Below are 16,529 nucleotides of genomic sequence, written 5' to 3'. Positions count from 1 at the left end.
GAGGCCACGTTGAGGACGGCGCCCTGGCCGCGCTCGACCATGCCCGGCAGGAACCGGCTGCACAGGTCGGCCACCGCGACCACGTCCACCTCGACCATGTTCATCTCGGCGTCCGGGTCCGACGCGGCGACCGGGCCGAGCGTCGACAGCCCGGCGTTGTTGATGAGGACGTCGGGGGTGAGGCCCAGCGCCTCGACGCGGCGCAGGAGGTCGGCTCGGGTGGGCCGGTCGGACAGGTCGGCCGGCAGCACGTACGCCCGCTCGCCGAACTCCGCGGCCAGGGCCTCGAGCTTGTCGGCCGAGCGGGCGACCAGGACCACCTGGTGCCCGCGCCGGTGCAGCTCGCGGGCCATCTCGGCGCCGATGCCGGACGAGGCTCCGGTGACGACGGCGGCGCGGTCCGGACCGGGGGTAGGCAGGCTCATGCCTTGCAGCGTAGGGCCAGGAGTCGGCCGGGGTGGTGGTCGGCTTGACCGGGCGCCGGGGCGGCCCCACCCTGGCCGCGTGAGCGACGCTTGCGGAGCGAAACAGGGGTATCGCGGCTCTGCACGCCCGAACGGAGTGAGGGCGTGAGCGAGGTCCGGTTCGCACGGAGCGGAGACATCGACGTCGCGTACCGCGTGGTCGGGGACGGTCCGATCGACCTCGTCTCGGTCGAGGGGTCGTACACCCACCTCGAGATCCTGTGGGAGCTGCCGGCATATCGCAGCTACTACGAGCGGCTGGCCGAGTTCGCCCGGGTGATCGTCTTCGACAAGCGGGGCATGGGCATGTCCGACCGGGTGCCGGGCGCGACCAGCCTCGAGGTTCGCATGGACGACATCCGCGCCGTCCTCAATGCGGTGGGCAGCGAGCGGGCCGCGATCATGGGCGAGTCCGAGGGCGGGCCCCTCGCGATGCTGTTCGCGGCCGCCCATCCCGAACGTACCGTGGCCCTCATCCTGCAGGGTTCGGAGGTGCGCGAACGCCGCGACGACGAGTGGCCGTGGGGCGACAGCACGCAAGAGCAGTTCGACGCGGCCGTGGCCCAGCTGCCCGAACGGTGGGGCCAGGGCAACGGCATGCAGCACTACGCGCCGAGCATCGGGGATGCGCCGTGGGCGCGGACGTGGCTGGCCCGGTTGCAGAGGTATTCGTGCACCCCGGCGTCGTGGGAGGCGTTCGCGCGGATGGCGTTCGACATCGACGTCCGCCTCGTGGCCGGGGCCATCAACGTGCCGACCCTCATCCTGCACGCGGTCGACGACACGGTGTGTCACGTCGAGAACGCACGGTGCCTCGCGCGGACGGTACGCGGGGCGAAGTACGTGGAGCTACCCGGCGGTGACCACCTCGCGTGGTTCGAACCCGAGCAGGTCATCGGCGAGATCCGCGAGTTCCTGACCGGTCGCCGGGAGACCCGCACGCCCGACCGGGTCCTCGCCACCGTCCTGTTCACCGATCTCGTCGGCTCGACGACCATCGCGGCCGAGAAGGGCGACCGCAAATGGCGTGACCTGCTCGCGCAGCACTACGCGGCTGTGCGCCGCGAGCTCGACCGCTTCGACGGCTCGGAGGTCGACACCTCCGGCGACGGCTTCCTCGCGACCTTCGACGGTCCGGCGCGTGCGATCCGGTGTGCCCAGGCGCTCGTCGAGTCGGCCCGGGCGCTGGACCTCGAGGTGCGCGCCGGCCTGCACACTGGCGAGGTCGAGATGCTCGACGGCAAGGTCGCCGGCATCGCCGTCCACATCGGCGCACGGGTCATGGGCCGGGCGGGTGCCGGTCAGGTGTTCGTCTCCGGCACTGTCAAGGATCTGGTCGCGGGCTCGGGCATAGCGTTCGAGGACCGCGGGGTAGCCGAGCTCAAGGGCCTGCCAGGTGAGTGGCGGCTGTTCGCCGTCGCCCCGTCCTGACGACGGCGGACGTCGACCGCGTGCGGGTCGATCAGGCGGGGCTGTAGTAGCACTCGAGCTGGACGCCGTCCGGGTCGCGGAAGACGATCAGCCGGCTGCCGGGCAGTCCGCCGGCCTTCGGCCCGTCGAAATCCACGTCGCAGCCGCGCAGGTGCTCGGCCCACGCGTCCACCTCGTCCGGGCTGCGCACGGCGAACGCGAAGTGGTCGAGCCCCGTACGCCGCTCGTCGAAGTCGTCGCCCGGGCCGCCGTCGTGCGTCAGCAACGTCATAAGCAGCCCGTCCGGATGGCGGAGCACGACGCGCTGGAACGACTCCCCGTCGATCTGCCCGGCCCGTTCGAACCCCAGGACGCGGGCGTACCACTCGGCCGCCCGCTCGCCGTCGCGGACGGTCAGCGAGACGTGGTGAAAACCGGTGAACGAAGCCATGGCACCCATTCTGGCCCGACGCGAAATCCCGGCGACGGGTACGGCGGCCGAACGCGATGGCGGAAATCCGCCGGTATTCACTGGCCCACGCTCGTAAGGTTCAAAGTATGACTACGACGCTTACGCGGACGCCGGCAGTCCGGTCGGCCACGCTGCTCGCCTGGGCCGCGCTGGTCGTCGTCTGGATCGTCTGGGGTTCGACGTACCTGGCGATCCGGGTCGGTGTCGAGACCTTTCCGCCGTTCACCATGGCGGCCATCCGCTACGTCATCGCCGGGGCGATCCTGCTGCCCATCGGGTGGCTGTCCGGGACGCCGGAGCAGCGGGTCGCCGACCGTCCGGGCAAGCGGCAGTGGGGCGCGATGCTGCTGCTGGGCGCGATGCTGCCGGCCGGCGGGAATGGGCTGGTGTCGTGGGCAGAGGTGAAGCTGCCGTCCTCCATCGCCGCGTTGCTGGTGGCCACCGTTCCGCTGTGGATCGTCGTCGCCGACGCGGTCCTGTCGCGCCGGATGCCCGGGCCGGCCCGCTGGGCCGCGCTTGTCGTCGGCCTGATCGGCATCACGATCCTGAGTGGGGTGGGTACGTCGGCGGTGCCGGTCGGCGCCACGATCGCCGTGCTGCTGGCGTCGGTCAGCTGGGGCACCGGCTCGGCGCTGCAGAGCCGGCTGCCGGTGCCGTCGCGGGCGATGCTGATGGCGGGCATGGAGATGTTCTGCGGCGGCCTCGTGTGCGCGGCCGTGGCCGCGTTCCAGGGCAACCTGTGGTTCCCGATCGGGGACGTGAGCGCGCACTCGTGGTGGGCGCTGATCTACCTGATCGGGCCGGGCACGCTGCTCGCGATGACCTGCTACGTGTTCGTCCTCGGGAAGCTCTCGCCGACCACCGTCTCGAGTTACGCGTTCGTCAACCCGGTGGTCGCGGTGATCCTCGGCGCGCTGATCCTGAACGAGCGGTTGTCAGGACGCGAAGCGATCGGCGCCGCGATCGTCGTGCTCGCCGTGGCCGGCCTGCTCGTCAGTCGGCGCGTCCGCCCCGAGCCGGAGGACGCGAAGCGGCCCGGTACCGACGTCGACGCAGGTGAGACGGTGGGCCGGTGATCAGTGCAGGAGCGGCCGCCGGCATCGCGCTCATCGCGCTCGGGCTCGTCCTCACGCCCGGGCCGAACATGCTGTACCTGGTGTCGCGCTCGATCACGCAGGGCCGAGTGGCGGGCCTCATCTCCCTCGGCGGCGTGGCCGTCGGATTTCTGGTCTACCTGGCCGCGGCGGTGGCCGGCATCGCGACGATCTTCGCGGCCGTCCCGACCGCGTATCTGACGCTGCGCATCGCCGGCGCGGTGTACCTGCTCTACCTCGCGTTCCAGGCGCTGCGCCCCGGGGGCCGCTCGGCGTTCGTGCCGGGGGAGCTGCCCGTCGAACGGCCGCGGCGGCTGTTCGCCATGGGCATGGTGACGAACCTCCTGAACCCCAAGATCGCGGTGCTGTACGTGTCCTTGCTGCCGCAATTCATCGATCCGCACCGCGGGTCGGTGCCGCTGCAGAGCCTGTGGCTCGGCGCCATCCAGATCTCGATCGCGCTGACGATCAACGCGCTGATCGTGCTCACGGCGGGGACGGTCGCGATCTTCCTGTCCCGGCGACCGGCCTGGCTGCGGGCGCAGCGGTACTTCATGGGAACGGTGCTGAGCGCGCTGGCCGTCCGGCTGCTCACCGATCGCGGACGCGCGGTCGCCCGCTGACCGCCGCCAGGCACGGCTGCTGCGATGCGGGTGAGTGGCGGCTGTTCCTCGTCACCGGGGTGAATTGAGCCCCGGCTACCCTGACTTGGTGACGATCGCGAGCCTGCTCGACCATGCTGCCGACGGTGGCCGGATCACCCCCGACGAGGCGCTGCTGCTGTACACCGAGGCACCGCTGCACGCGCTCGGGCAGGCCGCCGACGCGGTCCGCCGGCGCCGCTACCCCGACAACGTCGCCACCTACATCATCGACCGGAACATCAATTACACCAACGTCTGTGTGACCGCGTGCAAGTTCTGCGCGTTCTACCGCGCGCCCGGCCACGCCGAGGGTTGGACCCACTCGCAGGATGAGATCCTGCGCCGCTGCGGCGAGGCCGTCCACCTCGGCGCCACGCAGATCATGCTGCAGGGCGGCCACTCGCCCGAGCTCGGCATCGAGTGGTACGAGCAGACGTTCGCCGCCATGAAGGCCGCCTACCCGCAGCTGACGCTGCACTCGCTCGGCGCGTCCGAGGTCGTGCACATGGGCCGCCTCGCCGGCCTCGACTTCGCGACGATCATCGGGCGCCTGAAGGCGGCCGGGCTCGACTCGTTCGCCGGCGCCGGAGCGGAGATCCTCGTCGACCGTCCCCGCACCGCGATCGCGCCGCTGAAGGAGAAGGGCGAGGTCTGGCTCGAGGTGATGGAGACCGCGCACGGCCTCGGCCTCGAGTCGACCGCCACCTTCATGATGGGCACCGGCGAGACCAACGCCGAGCGCATCGAGCACCTGCGCATGATCCGCGACGTCCAGGACCGCACCGGGGGCTTCCGGTCGTTCATCCCGTGGACGTACCAGCCCGAGAACAACCACCTGAAGGGACGGACGCAGGCCACCTCGCTCGAGTACCTGCGCATGGTGGCGGTGGCCCGGCTGTTCTTCGACAACATCAACCACCTGCAGGGCTCGTGGCTGACGACGGGCAAGGACATCGGCCAGCTGACCCTGCACTTCGGTGCCGACGACCTCGGCTCGGTGATGCTCGAGGAGAACGTCGTCTCGTCGGCCGGCGCGCGTCACCGCTCGAACCGGACCGAGTTGATCGAGCTGATCCGCGGTGCCGGACGCATCCCGGCGCAGCGCGACACGCTCTACCGCCACCTGGACGTGCATGACGACCCGGCGAACGACCCGGTCGACGAGCGCGTGCACTCGCACTTCAGCTCGACCGCGCTGAAGCTCCTGCCGGTGGTCGCCGCCAGCTGAGGCACCCGATCAAGAGATCGGATTCGTCGAATATCGACGGTTCCGATCTCTTGATCACGGTGGAGGCGAGACAACCCCCGGAAGCGTCAGGCGCCGAACTTGGCCGCGAACGTGTTGGCGATCAACTGGTAGCCGGCCACCGTCGGATGGATGTTCAGCTGGCTGCACATGAAGGTGAACTGGCAGATGTCGGCGACGTTGCGCGGCAGGCTGCCGTAGTGGGCGACCGTCGGCTGGGTCACGAAGTCCAAGGTGTGGAACGTCGCCGCGACGTCAGCGACCTTGAATCCGTGCGCGACGTACTCGAGGCTCTCGACCGAGTTGATGGCGAGCAGCAGGCTGACCGAAGCGGCGGCCACCAGCTGCCCCTGCAGGCCGGTCAGCCAGCTCGCGAGGAACGGGTCGTTGTAGGTCATGCCGGCCGACAGCGGCAACCTGGCGTCGGCCGCGGTGAGGCCGTCGAGGATCTTGTCGAGGTTCGTGGCGATCGTCGTCGTGCCCTGGGCGACGCAGAGGGCGTCGATCGAGCCGCCGAACGCGCAGCCGTCCACGTCATTGGCGCCGATGTCCAGCGTCAGGTGAGTCACTTGACCGGGGTGCGCGCGCAGGAACTGCTCGGCCACCGCGAGCTGCGACGTTCCGAGCGGGTAGCGGCTGGTGCACTTGCCACCGTTGATCATCGTCGTGGTGGTCTCACCACTGCAGCCCAGCTTGACGAGCTGAAGCGACGGGTCCTTGGCCAAGAGGCTCTGGTACAGATCGTCCGAGTAGCCCTGGTTCGTGTCGCCCGAGCCCGGCATGTAGCCGACGGATAACGAGTCACCGAGCGCCACGTAGTAGTGCGGGGTCGCGTCCGCCGTGGCCGGCGAGGCCGGGATGACGACGGCGCTCGCGACGGCGGCCGCAGCCACGGCGATTGACAACAGGGCACGGCGTGAGCGCACAGCAGACCTCCGACGAACTGGAACGAGTTGCAGGCACCGTACGACCGTCGCAGTAAGAACGCTCGATGAACGCGGGCGCGGCGCCGGGTGGCGAACTCAGGTAGCGCGGGGCGGCGTCCGGATACCCTGCCACAGTGTCGTCCCTGGTCGTCGCCGTCCCCTTCGGGGTCGCCTCGGCGATCGTGTACGGCACGTCCATCGTCGTCCAGCACCGCACGGCCCAGAAGCACTCCGAGGGTGAGGGCCAGGCCAACGCGGCTGGGCTGTGGCGGCTCGCGCGCAGTCCGGTCTGGTGGCTCGCGATCGCCGGCGACATCGTGGGGTTCGTCCTGCAGATCATCGCGCTGTCGGCCGGTCCGGTGGTCTTCATCCAGCCTCTCGTGGTGCTCATGCTGCCGGTGTCTCTGGGTGTCAGCTTCCTGATGGGCGGCCACCGGCCGCGACTCGGCGATTACCTCGGTGTGCTCGGTGTGCTCGGCGGTTTGGGCGTCTTCCTGACGTTGGTGGGGCAGCCCGGCAACGGGCACGTCCCGCATTCGCGCAAGGTCGCGATGGCCGTCCTGATCGTGCTGCTCGTCGGTCTCGTGCTCGCTCTGCTGGTGACAGGGCGCAACCGGCTCATCCGCGGCTCGATGTACGGGCTGGTGGCGGGTAGCTACTTCGGGACGCTGGCCGTGATGGTGGACGCGGCGTCGGACCGGGCCTCGCGGGCCGGGATTCACGGGCTGCTGGCCACGCCCCGGGGACTGGTGCCGCTTCTCGGCATCGTCGTGCTCGGCCTCGGGGCCACCGTCCTCACCCAGATGTCGTTCCAGGTCGGCGCGCTCGGCGCCACCCTGCCGGCCAATCTGGCGACCGACCCGCTGATGGCCGTGCTCCTCGGCGTCGTGCTCCTGCGCGAGCGCATCCCGCTCGGCGCAGGCCATTGCTGCGCATACATCGTCTGCCTGGCCGCCGTGGTGAGCGGCGCCATCCGGCTGGCCAACCCGCAGGACGTACCCGCCCCCGCCTGCTGAATCCCGCCTCCGGCTGAAAGACTCACCGAATGCCTCGAGCGACGCTGGACAAGCAGCCGCGCGAGGTTGCGCAGATGTTCGACGGGGTGGCGCGCCGCTACGACCTGACCAACACCGTCCTGTCCTTCGCGCAGGATCGGCGCTGGCGCCGACGCACTCGCCAGTGTCTGCAGCTGATTCCGGGCGACCGCGTGCTCGACCTCGCCGCGGGCACCGGTGTCTCCACCGTCGAGCTGGCCCGCGGCGGCGCCCGGGCGGTCGCCTGCGACTTCTCGATCGGCATGCTGCGCGCCGGCCGGACGATCAAGAAGCGCCGCGAGGCGGTGCCCTTCGTCGCCGGTGACGCGATGGCGCTGCCGTTCCGCGATGCCTCCTTCGACGCCGCGGTGATCAGCTTCGGCCTGCGCAACGTGGCCGACGTCCCCGCCGCCCTGCGCGAGATGAAGCGCGTGGTCCGCCCCGGCGGCCGCCTCGTCGTCTGCGAATTCAGCTCGCCGACCTGGCGGCCGTTCCGTCTCGTCTACCTCAACTACCTGATGCGCGCGCTGCCGTGGATGGCCCGGCGCGTGTCGTCCAACGCCGACGCCTACGTCTACCTGGCCGAGTCGATCCGGGCGTGGCCGGCCCAGCAGGCGCTCGCCGCCACGGTCGCCGCGGCGGGGTGGGCGAACGTGCGGCACACGAACCTGACGGGCGGAGTCGTCGCCCTGCACATGGCCGAACGCCCGGCTTCCTGAGGATCGCTGCGGTCGATTGGGTAGGACCTTGCGTGTCCGACGCGGCTGACTAGCGTGGCTGGTACAGCCCCCACGAAAGGATCCTCATGGACGACAGCGACATTTCCAGCGACATCACGACCGGTGACGGCGGCGCGGACGGCGGTTCCGACTCCGGCGGCGACGGCGGCGCCGGCCAGCACGACGGTGGTTCGGACGGCGGCGCGGGTTCCGGCGGCGACGGCGGCGCTGACGGCGGCGCGGGTTCGGGCGGCGACGGCGGTGCTGACGGCGGCGCGGGTTCGGGCGGCGACGGCGGCGCGGGTTCCGGCGGCGACGGCGGTGCTGACGGTGGGGCCGGTGACGGCGGCGCCGACGGTGGTGCGTGAGCGCCTCTGCTGATCTGACAGGTGGCGCAGGTGGTTCGGCGCTCGCGCGCTGCATCGCCTGCGCCACCGATCTGTTCGCCCGCGAGCACTGGGGCCGCGCGCCGCTGCTGACCCGCACGGCCGAGCTCGGTGCGACGTTCACCGATCTGCTCTCGGCCGAGGCGGTCGACGAGCTGGTGTCCAACCGCGGCCTGCGCACCCCGTTCCTGCGCATGGCGAAGGACGGGTCGGTTCTGCCGGCAGCGCGGTTCACCCGCGGCGGCGGGGCCGGTGCTTCGATCGGCGATCAGGTCGCCGATGACAAGGTGCTGGCCGCGATCGGCGACGGCGCCACGCTCGTCCTGCAGGCCCTGCACCGCAGCTGGCCGCCCCTGGTCGACTTCGGCAGCCGGCTGGCCGCCGAGCTCGGCCATCCCGTCCAGATCAACGCCTACATCACCCCGCCCCAGAACCAGGGCTTCGCGCCGCACTACGACGTCCACGACGTGTTCGTGCTGCACATCGCCGGACGCAAGCAGTGGACGATTCACGAACCGGTCGTCGACGCGCCGCTGGACAACCAGCAGTGGGAGCAGTTCCGCGGCCAGGTCGCCGCCCGCGCCGCCGAGCCGCCGCTGATCGACACGGTGCTCGAACCGGGTGATGCGCTGTACCTGCCGCGCGGCACAATCCACTCGGCCGCCGCACAGGGTGAGACGTCGATCCACCTGACGATCGGGGTGCACGCGGTCAGCCGCTACCAGCTGGTGCGCCATCTGCTCGACCTCGCGCAGGACGACGCCGCACTGCGGACGTCCCTGCCGATGGGCGTCGACCTCAGCGATCCGACGGTGCTGGCGTCCGAGCTGGCCGGGACCGTCGCGGCGCTGCACGAACGGTTGGACGCGGTGCCGGTGGCCGACGTCGCCCGCCGGCTCGGGGTGGACCTGATGCGGCGCACGCGTCCCGCGCCGATCGGCCCGCTCGCCCAACTGGCCGCCGCCGATGCGCTGACGAGTGACACGACGGTGCGGCTGCGGAGCGGGCTTCGAGTGCGGTTGGACGGCGGGGCCGACGAGGTCCGGCTCGTGCTGCTGGACCGGACGATCACCCTGCCCGGCAGCGCCGCCGACGCGGTGAAGGTCGTGCTCGCCGGAGCGCCGGTGCGGGCGGCCGACCTGCCCGGGTTGGACGCCGCCGCCCAGCTGACCGTGACGCGGCGGCTGCTGCGCGAGGGCGTCCTCGTTCCCGTCTAGACCTTGCGGTACTTCGCCTCGACGAACTGGTAGAGCCCGAACGCGGCCAACCCGGCGGCGAGCACCGCGAGCAGCGTCGGCCCGAAGGCGCTGTTGGCCAGCATGCGCGCGGCGCCGTCGACGCCCTTGCCCTTCCTGGGGTCGTTCTCGACCGCGGCGCCGAGGACGAACCAGCCGACTATGCCGAACATGAGCGCACGGCCGACGTGCCCGCCGATGCCCAGCCCGGTAGCGATGGAGCGGATGTGCCGGCCCATCCGGCCCACCTCGAGTTCGTCCTCGAAATTGCGCTTGACGCCCCGCTTGAGCTGCACGGCGGCGATGACGAACAGCACGACACCGAGGCCGCCGAGCCACAGCCACCCGGCCGGCCAGCGCAGGACCTCGGCACTCCACTGTGTCTGCTGGCGGTCGGACTGCCGGGCGCTCTGGCCCTTGCTGGTGTCGGTGAACACCCGCACGAGGCAGTACGCGCCGAAGGCGATGTAGAGGAGGCAACCGAAGAGCGGTTCGACCCGTTCGAGCCACCGCTTCCAGTCCGAGGACGCGTCGTCGTGGTGGCGCACGGCGTCGAGGGCGAGGAACAGCGCGTAGAGCAGCAGGCCGATGCCGAGGACGAAGAGCATGACCTGCCCGCCGGTCTGCGCCGCGACGGCCTGGGCGACGCCGGGACCGCTGGCCGTCTTGCTCGTGCCGCCGTCGCCGAGCGCGCCGAGTGCGATGCGCACGACCAGGTAGGCCAGGACGAGGAAGGCCAGGCCCCGGGCGGCGATGCCGGTGCGGGCGGCCCGCTCGCCCCAGTCGTTGTTCGCGATGCCGGCGGCCGCTTGGCGGACGTCGGAAGACGGCCCCCGGTCGGACGTGCGACCAGCGGGCTCCGACACGGCGTGGGCCACGCCCGATCGATACCCCGGGGCCCGGCGACGGCAAACCCAGGGGCCGGCTGGCAGGGTGGCAGGGTGGCCTCCCCGCACCATCCGCCGCGTCCGCGCGAGACGCTTGACCGGTGCGCGTTGCGGGCCCAGTTGCGCGGTGACCCGATGTTGGGGACGGCGTTCCCGGCCGCGCGGCTGTTGCTGGTCGAACAGCCCGGTCCGTGGGGCTCGCGCGGGCTGGTCGACTCGCGGTTCGGCGCGTCGGCGGCGGCGGAGCTCGAGGCCGCGGCCGGTCGGTTCGGCATCCGGGTGCAGGCGATCCGCCGCCCCGGTCGGACACCGCGGACCGACGCGCGTCGGTGGGCGCTCGTCGACACCCGCGACGGACGCGAGTCGCTGCGCTGGGGGACGTTCACGTCGCCGGCCGACCTGGCCGCGCTGCCGTTCGACGCATCGCCCGGGACGGTTGACGCCGACCCGCTGTACCTGGTCTGCGCGCACAGCAAGCATGACACCTGCTGCGCGCTGCGCGGCCGCCCCGTCGCCGCCGCGATCGCGGCGCTGCGCCCGGGCCGGGTGTGGGAGTGCAGCCACCTCGGCGGCGACCGGTTCGCGGCCAACGTCCTCGTCCTGCCGTCCGGGCTGCTGTACGGACGGGTGCTGCCCTTCGCCGCCGAGGAGTTCATCGCCGCGGCCGAGTCGGGTGAGGTGGTCGGGGCATTGCTGCGCGGACGGGTCGGCCTGGCGCCGGCCGCCCAGGCGGCGCTGGCGTTCGCGCACGAGCACCTGGCCGTGCGGTCACGGCTCGACCTGTCGGTTGTCGCGTCCGGACCCGTGGTGGACCGGGCCGCGGTGGTGCGGGTGCGCGGCCCGCACGGGCTGCTCGACGTGACGGTGCAGGTGGAGCGCGTGGCCGCGCCCGGGCTGACCTGCCACAACCCGCGCCCGAACCACTACCTGGCCTACCGCCCGGTGGCGATCGTCCCGGTGGACTAAACCGCTCCGAGTCGCCACGAACAGCGATGTTCGCAATATTGCCGGCGGCGACGCAGGTGACGATCAGCGCTTGACCAGCGTCGCGCCGGCCAGCTCGACGATCGGCGCGCGGAGCGCGGCCAGCCCGGCCACGTTGTCGGACACGATGCGGGCGGTGACCAGCGCGACGATCGCGCCCACCAGCGCCTCGCACACCGCGCGCTTACTCTTGGTGCGCGCGCCGAACAGCGTGGCGATCCCGTCGACGAACTGGGCCTGGATCTCGGCCCGGCGCGCAATCGCCCCCGGACCGGCCGCGTAGGTCTCGACCAGGAACAGCCGGGCCTTGGCCGGTTCGGCGGCCAGTGTCGCCAGATAGACGCGCAGACCGCGGTCGAAGCGCTCGAGCGGCGTGCCCTCGCTCGCGCCCAGCTCGGTGAACAGTGCGGTGGCGATGTCGCCGACCGCGTCCTCGAAAGCGGCGATGAAGCAGTCCTGCTTCGACGCGAACTGCTGGTAGAACGTCTCGCGCGAGACGCCGGCCCGCTCGATCACCGCGGCGACCGGCGTGTTGGCGTAACCCCGTTCGGTGAGGACGTCGGCCAGCGCGGCCAGCATCCGGTCGCGCTGCCGGCCGGCAACGTCCTCACGGCTCAGCTTGTGCCGCCCGCGCGGCAGCCGCTCGACTCCGCTCATCGGTGGCGGTCGGGCTGCACCCGCAGCGTCAGCAGGAACGTCGCCAGCATCTCGTAGTGCCCGACCAGCAGCAGGAACTCGACCGCCCGCGGTTCGTCCAGGTGCGCGCGCAGCGCCGTCCAGGTGCGGTCGTCGAGGTCCTGGTCGCTGTGCAGCGCATCGACGGCGCGCAGCAGCGCCCGCTCGCGCTCGGTCCAGCCGTCGGCGTCGGGACCGGCCTCGACGCGGGCCACATCCTCCCCGGTCACCCCGGCCCGCCGGCCGAGCCGGACGTGGTGCTGGAACTCGTAGTCGCAGCTGCGCAGGTGCGCGACCCGCAGGATCACCAGTTCGGTCTCGCGCCGGGGCAGCGTCCCGCCGGGCATGAGCCGGCCGGCGAAGCGCAGCCAGCCACGGAAGAGTTTGTGCTGGCGCCCCATCGTCAGGAACAGGTTGGGCGGATTCGTGCGCGACACCCGTGCGGCGACCTGCGCGAAGCCCCATGCGAACGGTCCGACGTCGCGGCGGGTCCCGGGCGCGATGCGCGGCGCCGTCACGAGCCGGCCACCGGCAGTGTGCGGCGCATTGCGAGATTCATGCCACGCATGATCAGCACGTACCCGGGCGGGAACACCCGCTGCAGCAGATGGATCGCCTGGATGTCGCGCGAGGTGTAGACGAGGTAGCGGTTGTGCCGCACGCCGCGCAGGATCGCCGCCGCCACCTGCTCGGGCGTCACCGCGCGCTTGCGGAAGTGCGCCTGCATGCGCGCGAACCGGCGGCCGGTCTGGTCGACGCCGGCGATTTCGATCGTGTCGGTGAGCGGGGTGGCTACGCCGCCGGGACAGACGAGGCTGACGCCGATCCGGTGCTGACGCAGGTCGAAGCGCAGCACCTCGGACACTCCGCGCAGTCCGAACTTCGACGCGCTGTACGCGGCGTGCCAGGGGAGACCGATGAGCCCGGCGGCCGACGACACGTTGACCAGGTGACCGCCGCGGCCGGCGGCGATCATCGGCGGCAGGAAGCACTCGATCACGTGGATCGGCCCCATCAGATTCACGTCGACCATGGCCTGCCAGTGTCGGTGCTCGAGCCGGTCGACGGTGCCCCACGCCGCGATGCCGGCGACGTTCATGACGACGTCGACGTTGCCACCCTGAGCGTGCACCGCGTCGGCCAGCGTCCGCACCTGGGTGAGGTCGGAGACGTCGGCGGCGTGCGTGACTGCGACGTGGGCGCCGGCGGCCGTCAGCTCAGCGGCGGCCTGGGCCAGCAGCTCGGCGTTGCGGTCGGTGAGGACGAGCTGCGCGCCGGCCTGCCCGGCTGCGGTGGCGACGGCTCGGCCGATCCCGCTGGCTGCGCCGGTGATGAGCACCCGCTTGTGCGCGACGTCCATCCGTGAACGCTATTGACGAACACTCCTGTTCGTCAATAGGAACCGATCAGCCGACGGCGTCGGGGTTGGCCTTGAGCCGGTCGTAGGAGCGCTTGATCTCGGCTTCGGCCTCGACCCGACCGACCCAGTTCGCACCCTCGACGGACTTGCCCGGCTCGAGCTCCTTGTAGACCTCGAAGAAGTGCTGGATCTCCAACCGGTCGAACTCGGGCACGTGGTGGATGTCGCGCAGGTGCTCGAGCCGCGGGTCGGTGACCGGCACGGCCAGCACCTTGTCGTCGCCGCCCTTCTCGTCGGTCATCCGGAACATGCCGATCGCGCGGCACTTGACCAGGACGCCGGGGAACAGCGGGTCGCCGTGCAGGATCACCAGCGCGTCGAGCGGATCGCCGTCCTCGCCGAGGGTGTCCTCGATGAAGCCGTAGTCGGCCGGGTACTGCGTCGACGTGAACAGGGTGCGGTCGAGGCGCATGCGGCCGCTCGCGTGGTCGACCTCGTACTTGTTGCGGCTGCCCCGGGGGATCTCGATGAGGACGTCGAACTCCACGAAGCGCTCCTTGGTCGGCGTGGCGAGCAATCAGGCAGGGATAGTCTGACGCATCGTGAGCCGCTCGCGTCTGCCCACTGCGGCCCGACTCCTGCTGATCATGGTGCTGGCCGCCGCCGCGGTTGCCGCGGGCTTCGCCGGTTCCTATTTCGTCCGCCAGCGGATCGACAAACCGGCCGCGACGACGCCGCCACCGACGCCGGCCGCGCTGCGCGGCGCGACCTCGCCCGCGCCGGCAGAATCGCCCGTGCCGCCGGCGCCGGTTCCCGCGCCCGCCGCCGTCGCCGAGGCGCTGTCCGGTGTGGCCGGGGCGGGCGGACTGGGTTCGCGTCTGCTGGCCGAGGTGGTCGACGTCCAGACCGGGACGGTGCTCTACGACCGCGGCGCCACCACGCCCACAACGCCCGCCTCGACGGCCAAGCTGCTCACCGCGGCCGCCGTGCTCGCGGTGCGACCGCCGACGGCCCGCATCGCCACCCGGGTCGTCGAGGGGACGGGCGGCGCCATCGTCCTGGTCGGCGGCGGGGACCCCACGCTGACGGCCGCCCCCGCCGGAAAGGACGGCCCGTACCGCGACGCCGCCCGCATGAGCGACCTCGCCGCTCAGCTGCGCAGGGCCCACGTCCAGCCGACCAAGATCGTGGTCGACGACTCGCTGTACTCCGGTCCGGCGATCTCACCGGCCTGGGCGCCCGAGGACGTCCCGAGCGACTACGCGTCGGCGATCACCGCGGTGATGACCGACGGGGGCCGGGCCGATCCGGCCGATGCCATCCGAAGCAGTTTGCCCGACCTGGCGGCAGCGCACCAGCTGGCCAAGGCGCTGGGCCGCCCGCAGCTGCCGGTGTCGACCGGACTCGCCCCGGTCCGCGCCCGCCCGCTCGCGACCGTGTCGTCGGCGCCGTTCGCGAGGCTCGTCGAGCAGATGCTGCAGGGCTCGGACAACGTGATCGCCGAGTCGCTGGCCCGCCAGGTGGCGGTGGCGGAGAACCGTCCGGCGTCGTTCACCGGTGGTGCGGCGGCCGTGCGGGCCGTCCTGTCCCGGTTGGGCGTCGATCCCGGGGCCGGCTTGGTCGACGGCAGCGGGCTGGCCGACCGCGACCGGGTGAGCGCCGCTTCCCTGGCCGGGGTCATGCGCCTGGTGGCCGGCTCGGCCCAGCCGGGGCTGCACGCGGTGGAGAGCGGCCTGCCGGTCGCCGGCTGGTCGGGGACCCTGGCCGACCGGTTCGTGAAGGGCTCGCAGCGCCTGGCCGCCGGCGTCGTCCGGGCCAAGACGGGCACGCTCACCGGGGTCTCCACCCTGGCCGGCACCGTCCACGACCGCAGCGGACGCCTCCTCGCCTTCGCGCTGGTGGCCGACCGGACCCACGCCACCCTGGACGCCGAGACCGCCCTCGATGCGATCGCCACCCGACTGGCCGACCTCTGAGCCATCGCGCAGGTAGCGTGTGGTGCATGTCATCGCTCATCGACTGGGACGTGGCCGCGCGCAGCGCGAAGCGTTTCAGCCCATCTTCTCCGGGGGTGTCCCGGCGCGAGGCCGAGGACGCGGTGACCGAGCTGTACCGCGCCACCGCCGAGGCGGCCGACCACGTCGCCCAGCTGACCCGGCTGCGCGAGCCCCCCGTCACGGCCATCACCCGCGTCATCGACCGGCCGGCCTGGATCGACGCCAATGCCGGCGGCATGCGCTCGATCATGGACCCGGTCGTCACCAAGCTGACCGCCGACAACCCGGTCGGCAAGGTCGCTGAGCGCATCGGCGGCCGGATCACCGGGGCCCAGGTCGGCGTCCTGCTCGGCTTCTTGTCGGGCAAGGTGCTGGGCCAGTTCGAGTTCTTCGACCGGCCGGGCGGGCAGCTGCTGCTGGTGGCGCCGAACCTGGTGTCGGTCGAGCGCCAGCTCAAGGTCGACCCGCGCGACTTCCGCCTGTGGGTGTGTCTGCACGAGGTCACGCACCGCGTCCAGTTCACCGCCGTCCCGTGGCTGCGGCAGCACATGCTGAACGAGATCGACGCGTTGACGGCCACGATCGAGACCGATCCGGCCGAGATGCGCCGCCGGCTGTCCGGTGCGATGAGCGAATTGGTGAAGGTCGCGCGCGGACAGGGCAGCGGAGCCGGCGTGCTGTCGGTCCTCGCCACACCCGAGCAGCGCGCGGTGCTCGAGCGGGTCACCGCGTTCATGTCGTTGGTCGAGGGCCACGCCGAGTACGTGATGAACGCCGTCCCGGCGTCGGTGATCCCGTCCCAGAAGGTCATCGAGGCGCGCTTCGCTTCGCGTCGCCGCAAGGGCGGCAACCCGCTCGACCGGTTGCTGCGCCGACTGCTCGGCATGGAGGCCAAGACCCGTCAGTACGTCGACGGGTCGGCGTTCGTCCGGGCCGTCGTCGACCGCATCGGGGTCGAGGACTTCAACGCGATCTGGACGTCGGCCGAGACGCTGC

The 16,529-nt window shown here is 71.8% G+C and carries 19 protein-coding genes; 11 read left to right on the top strand and 8 right to left on the bottom strand.

Features of this window, described 5'->3' with window-relative positions:
• A partial coding sequence (locus tag ABR571_RS09640) for an SDR family NAD(P)-dependent oxidoreductase (protein WP_409452977.1) occupies positions 1 to 425 on the bottom strand: 425 nt, incomplete at its 3' end.
• A gap of 144 nt (positions 426 to 569) precedes the next feature.
• Between ABR571_RS09640 and ABR571_RS09635 the strand changes: the two genes are divergently transcribed.
• Positions 570 to 1,895: an adenylate/guanylate cyclase domain-containing protein gene (locus tag ABR571_RS09635; protein WP_409452976.1), complete on the top strand. Its 1,326-nt coding sequence runs from the start codon at positions 570 to 572 to the stop codon at positions 1,893 to 1,895.
• Between the two features lie 31 nt (positions 1,896 to 1,926).
• On the opposite strand, the gene ABR571_RS09630 is transcribed toward ABR571_RS09635, so the two are convergent.
• A complete protein-coding gene (locus ABR571_RS09630; protein ID WP_409452975.1) occupies positions 1,927 to 2,325 on the bottom strand; it encodes a VOC family protein in 399 nt (132 codons plus the stop codon).
• 107 nt (positions 2,326 to 2,432) lie between these two features.
• Between ABR571_RS09630 and ABR571_RS09625 the strand changes: the two genes are divergently transcribed.
• The 3 genes from ABR571_RS09625 (at position 2,433) to mqnC (ending at position 5,312) form a co-directional block, all read left to right on the top strand.
• A complete protein-coding gene (locus tag ABR571_RS09625; protein ID WP_409452974.1) occupies positions 2,433 to 3,422 on the top strand; it encodes an EamA family transporter in 990 nt (329 codons plus the stop codon).
• Positions 3,419 to 4,063: a LysE family translocator gene (locus tag ABR571_RS09620; protein WP_409452973.1), complete on the top strand. Its 645-nt coding sequence runs from the start codon at positions 3,419 to 3,421 to the stop codon at positions 4,061 to 4,063. The genes ABR571_RS09625 and ABR571_RS09620 overlap by 4 nt, the downstream gene beginning before the upstream one ends.
• Positions 4,064 to 4,148: 85 nt before the next feature.
• Entirely contained in the window at positions 4,149 to 5,312 is a 1,164-nt protein-coding gene (gene mqnC, locus ABR571_RS09615) for a cyclic dehypoxanthinyl futalosine synthase (protein WP_409452972.1), read from the top strand.
• 86 nt (positions 5,313 to 5,398) lie between these two features.
• Here the strand turns inward: mqnC and ABR571_RS09610 are convergent, their stop codons facing one another.
• Positions 5,399 to 6,235: an SGNH/GDSL hydrolase family protein gene (locus tag ABR571_RS09610; protein WP_409452971.1), complete on the bottom strand. Its 837-nt coding sequence runs from the start codon at positions 6,233 to 6,235 to the stop codon at positions 5,399 to 5,401.
• Between the two features lie 155 nt (positions 6,236 to 6,390).
• Between ABR571_RS09610 and ABR571_RS09605 the strand changes: the two genes are divergently transcribed.
• From ABR571_RS09605 to ABR571_RS09590, 4 genes are all read left to right on the top strand, one after another.
• Positions 6,391 to 7,272, top strand: a complete 882-nt coding sequence (locus ABR571_RS09605; protein ID WP_409452970.1) for a DMT family transporter — start codon at positions 6,391 to 6,393, stop codon at positions 7,270 to 7,272.
• Between the two features lie 29 nt (positions 7,273 to 7,301).
• Positions 7,302 to 8,009: a demethylmenaquinone methyltransferase gene (locus ABR571_RS09600; protein ID WP_409452969.1), complete on the top strand. Its 708-nt coding sequence runs from the start codon at positions 7,302 to 7,304 to the stop codon at positions 8,007 to 8,009.
• Positions 8,010 to 8,095: 86 nt separating this feature from the next.
• On the top strand, positions 8,096 to 8,377 hold the full coding sequence (locus tag ABR571_RS09595) for a hypothetical protein (RefSeq protein ID WP_409452968.1): 282 nt from the start codon (positions 8,096 to 8,098) through the stop codon (positions 8,375 to 8,377).
• Positions 8,374 to 9,612 (top strand): cupin domain-containing protein, encoded by a 1,239-nt coding sequence (locus tag ABR571_RS09590; RefSeq protein WP_409452967.1) that lies wholly within the window; start codon positions 8,374 to 8,376, stop codon positions 9,610 to 9,612. The genes ABR571_RS09595 and ABR571_RS09590 overlap by 4 nt, the downstream gene beginning before the upstream one ends.
• Here the strand turns inward: ABR571_RS09590 and ABR571_RS09585 are convergent.
• The gene (locus ABR571_RS09585; protein WP_409452966.1) at positions 9,609 to 10,508 is read right to left on the bottom strand and encodes a DUF1206 domain-containing protein; all 900 of its coding nucleotides are present in this window, start codon (positions 10,506 to 10,508) and stop codon (positions 9,609 to 9,611) included. The genes ABR571_RS09590 and ABR571_RS09585 overlap by 4 nt on opposite strands.
• Positions 10,509 to 10,571: 63 nt before the next feature.
• Between ABR571_RS09585 and ABR571_RS09580 the strand changes: the two genes are divergently transcribed.
• Positions 10,572 to 11,483, top strand: coding sequence for a sucrase ferredoxin (locus tag ABR571_RS09580; protein ID WP_409452965.1), 912 nt, complete (start codon positions 10,572 to 10,574; stop codon positions 11,481 to 11,483).
• Between the two features lie 63 nt (positions 11,484 to 11,546).
• On the opposite strand, the gene ABR571_RS09575 is transcribed toward ABR571_RS09580, so the two are convergent.
• From ABR571_RS09575 to ABR571_RS09560, 4 genes are read right to left on the bottom strand one after another with little or no spacing between them, the layout of a single operon-like run.
• Positions 11,547 to 12,158 carry a TetR/AcrR family transcriptional regulator gene (locus tag ABR571_RS09575; protein WP_409452964.1) on the bottom strand — a complete coding sequence of 204 codons (612 nt, stop codon included), beginning with the start codon at positions 12,156 to 12,158 and terminating at the stop codon, positions 11,547 to 11,549.
• Positions 12,155 to 12,694, bottom strand: a complete 540-nt coding sequence (locus ABR571_RS09570) for a carboxymuconolactone decarboxylase family protein (protein WP_409452963.1) — start codon at positions 12,692 to 12,694, stop codon at positions 12,155 to 12,157. Before ABR571_RS09570 ends, ABR571_RS09575 begins: the two co-directional genes overlap by 4 nt.
• Entirely contained in the window at positions 12,691 to 13,536 is an 846-nt protein-coding gene (locus tag ABR571_RS09565) for an SDR family oxidoreductase (RefSeq protein WP_409452962.1), read from the bottom strand. Before ABR571_RS09565 ends, ABR571_RS09570 begins: the two co-directional genes overlap by 4 nt.
• Positions 13,537 to 13,582: 46 nt before the next feature.
• Complete coding sequence (locus ABR571_RS09560) at positions 13,583 to 14,083, bottom strand: inorganic diphosphatase (protein ID WP_409452961.1); 501 nt, start codon at positions 14,081 to 14,083, stop codon at positions 13,583 to 13,585.
• A 55-nt stretch (positions 14,084 to 14,138) separates the two neighbouring features.
• Here ABR571_RS09560 and dacB point away from each other — a divergent pair, with 55 nt between their 5' ends.
• Together dacB and ABR571_RS09550 are read left to right on the top strand one after the other, a co-directional pair.
• Positions 14,139 to 15,512 (top strand): D-alanyl-D-alanine carboxypeptidase/D-alanyl-D-alanine-endopeptidase, encoded by a 1,374-nt coding sequence (gene dacB, locus ABR571_RS09555; protein ID WP_409452960.1) that lies wholly within the window; start codon positions 14,139 to 14,141, stop codon positions 15,510 to 15,512.
• A 26-nt stretch (positions 15,513 to 15,538) separates the two neighbouring features.
• Positions 15,539 to 16,529, top strand: a 991-nt coding sequence (locus tag ABR571_RS09550) for a zinc-dependent metalloprotease (RefSeq protein WP_409452959.1), incomplete at its 3' end; no start/stop codon positions are given.

The organism is Jatrophihabitans sp. (assembly GCF_046262535.1).
Taxonomy (GTDB): domain Bacteria; phylum Actinomycetota; class Actinomycetes; order Mycobacteriales; family Jatrophihabitantaceae; genus Jatrophihabitans.
Note: the sequence above shows the minus strand (reverse complement) of the source record. Positions and strands in the feature narration are given on the sequence as shown.

What these genes read in the sequence shown, in the direction of transcription:
- ABR571_RS09630 (WP_409452975.1), bottom strand. Translation starts at nt 2,325, where the DNA reads ATGGCTTCGTTCACCGGTTTTCACCACGTCTCGCTGACCGTCCGCGAC.
- ABR571_RS09625 (WP_409452974.1), top strand. Translation starts at nt 2,433, where the DNA reads ATGACTACGACGCTTACGCGGACGCCGGCAGTCCGGTCGGCCACGCTG.
- ABR571_RS09600 (WP_409452969.1), top strand. Translation starts at nt 7,302, where the DNA reads ATGCCTCGAGCGACGCTGGACAAGCAGCCGCGCGAGGTTGCGCAGATG.
- ABR571_RS09595 (WP_409452968.1), top strand. Translation starts at nt 8,096, where the DNA reads ATGGACGACAGCGACATTTCCAGCGACATCACGACCGGTGACGGCGGC.
- ABR571_RS09575 (WP_409452964.1), bottom strand. Translation starts at nt 12,158, where the DNA reads ATGAGCGGAGTCGAGCGGCTGCCGCGCGGGCGGCACAAGCTGAGCCGT.
- ABR571_RS09565 (WP_409452962.1), bottom strand. Translation starts at nt 13,536, where the DNA reads ATGGACGTCGCGCACAAGCGGGTGCTCATCACCGGCGCAGCCAGCGGG.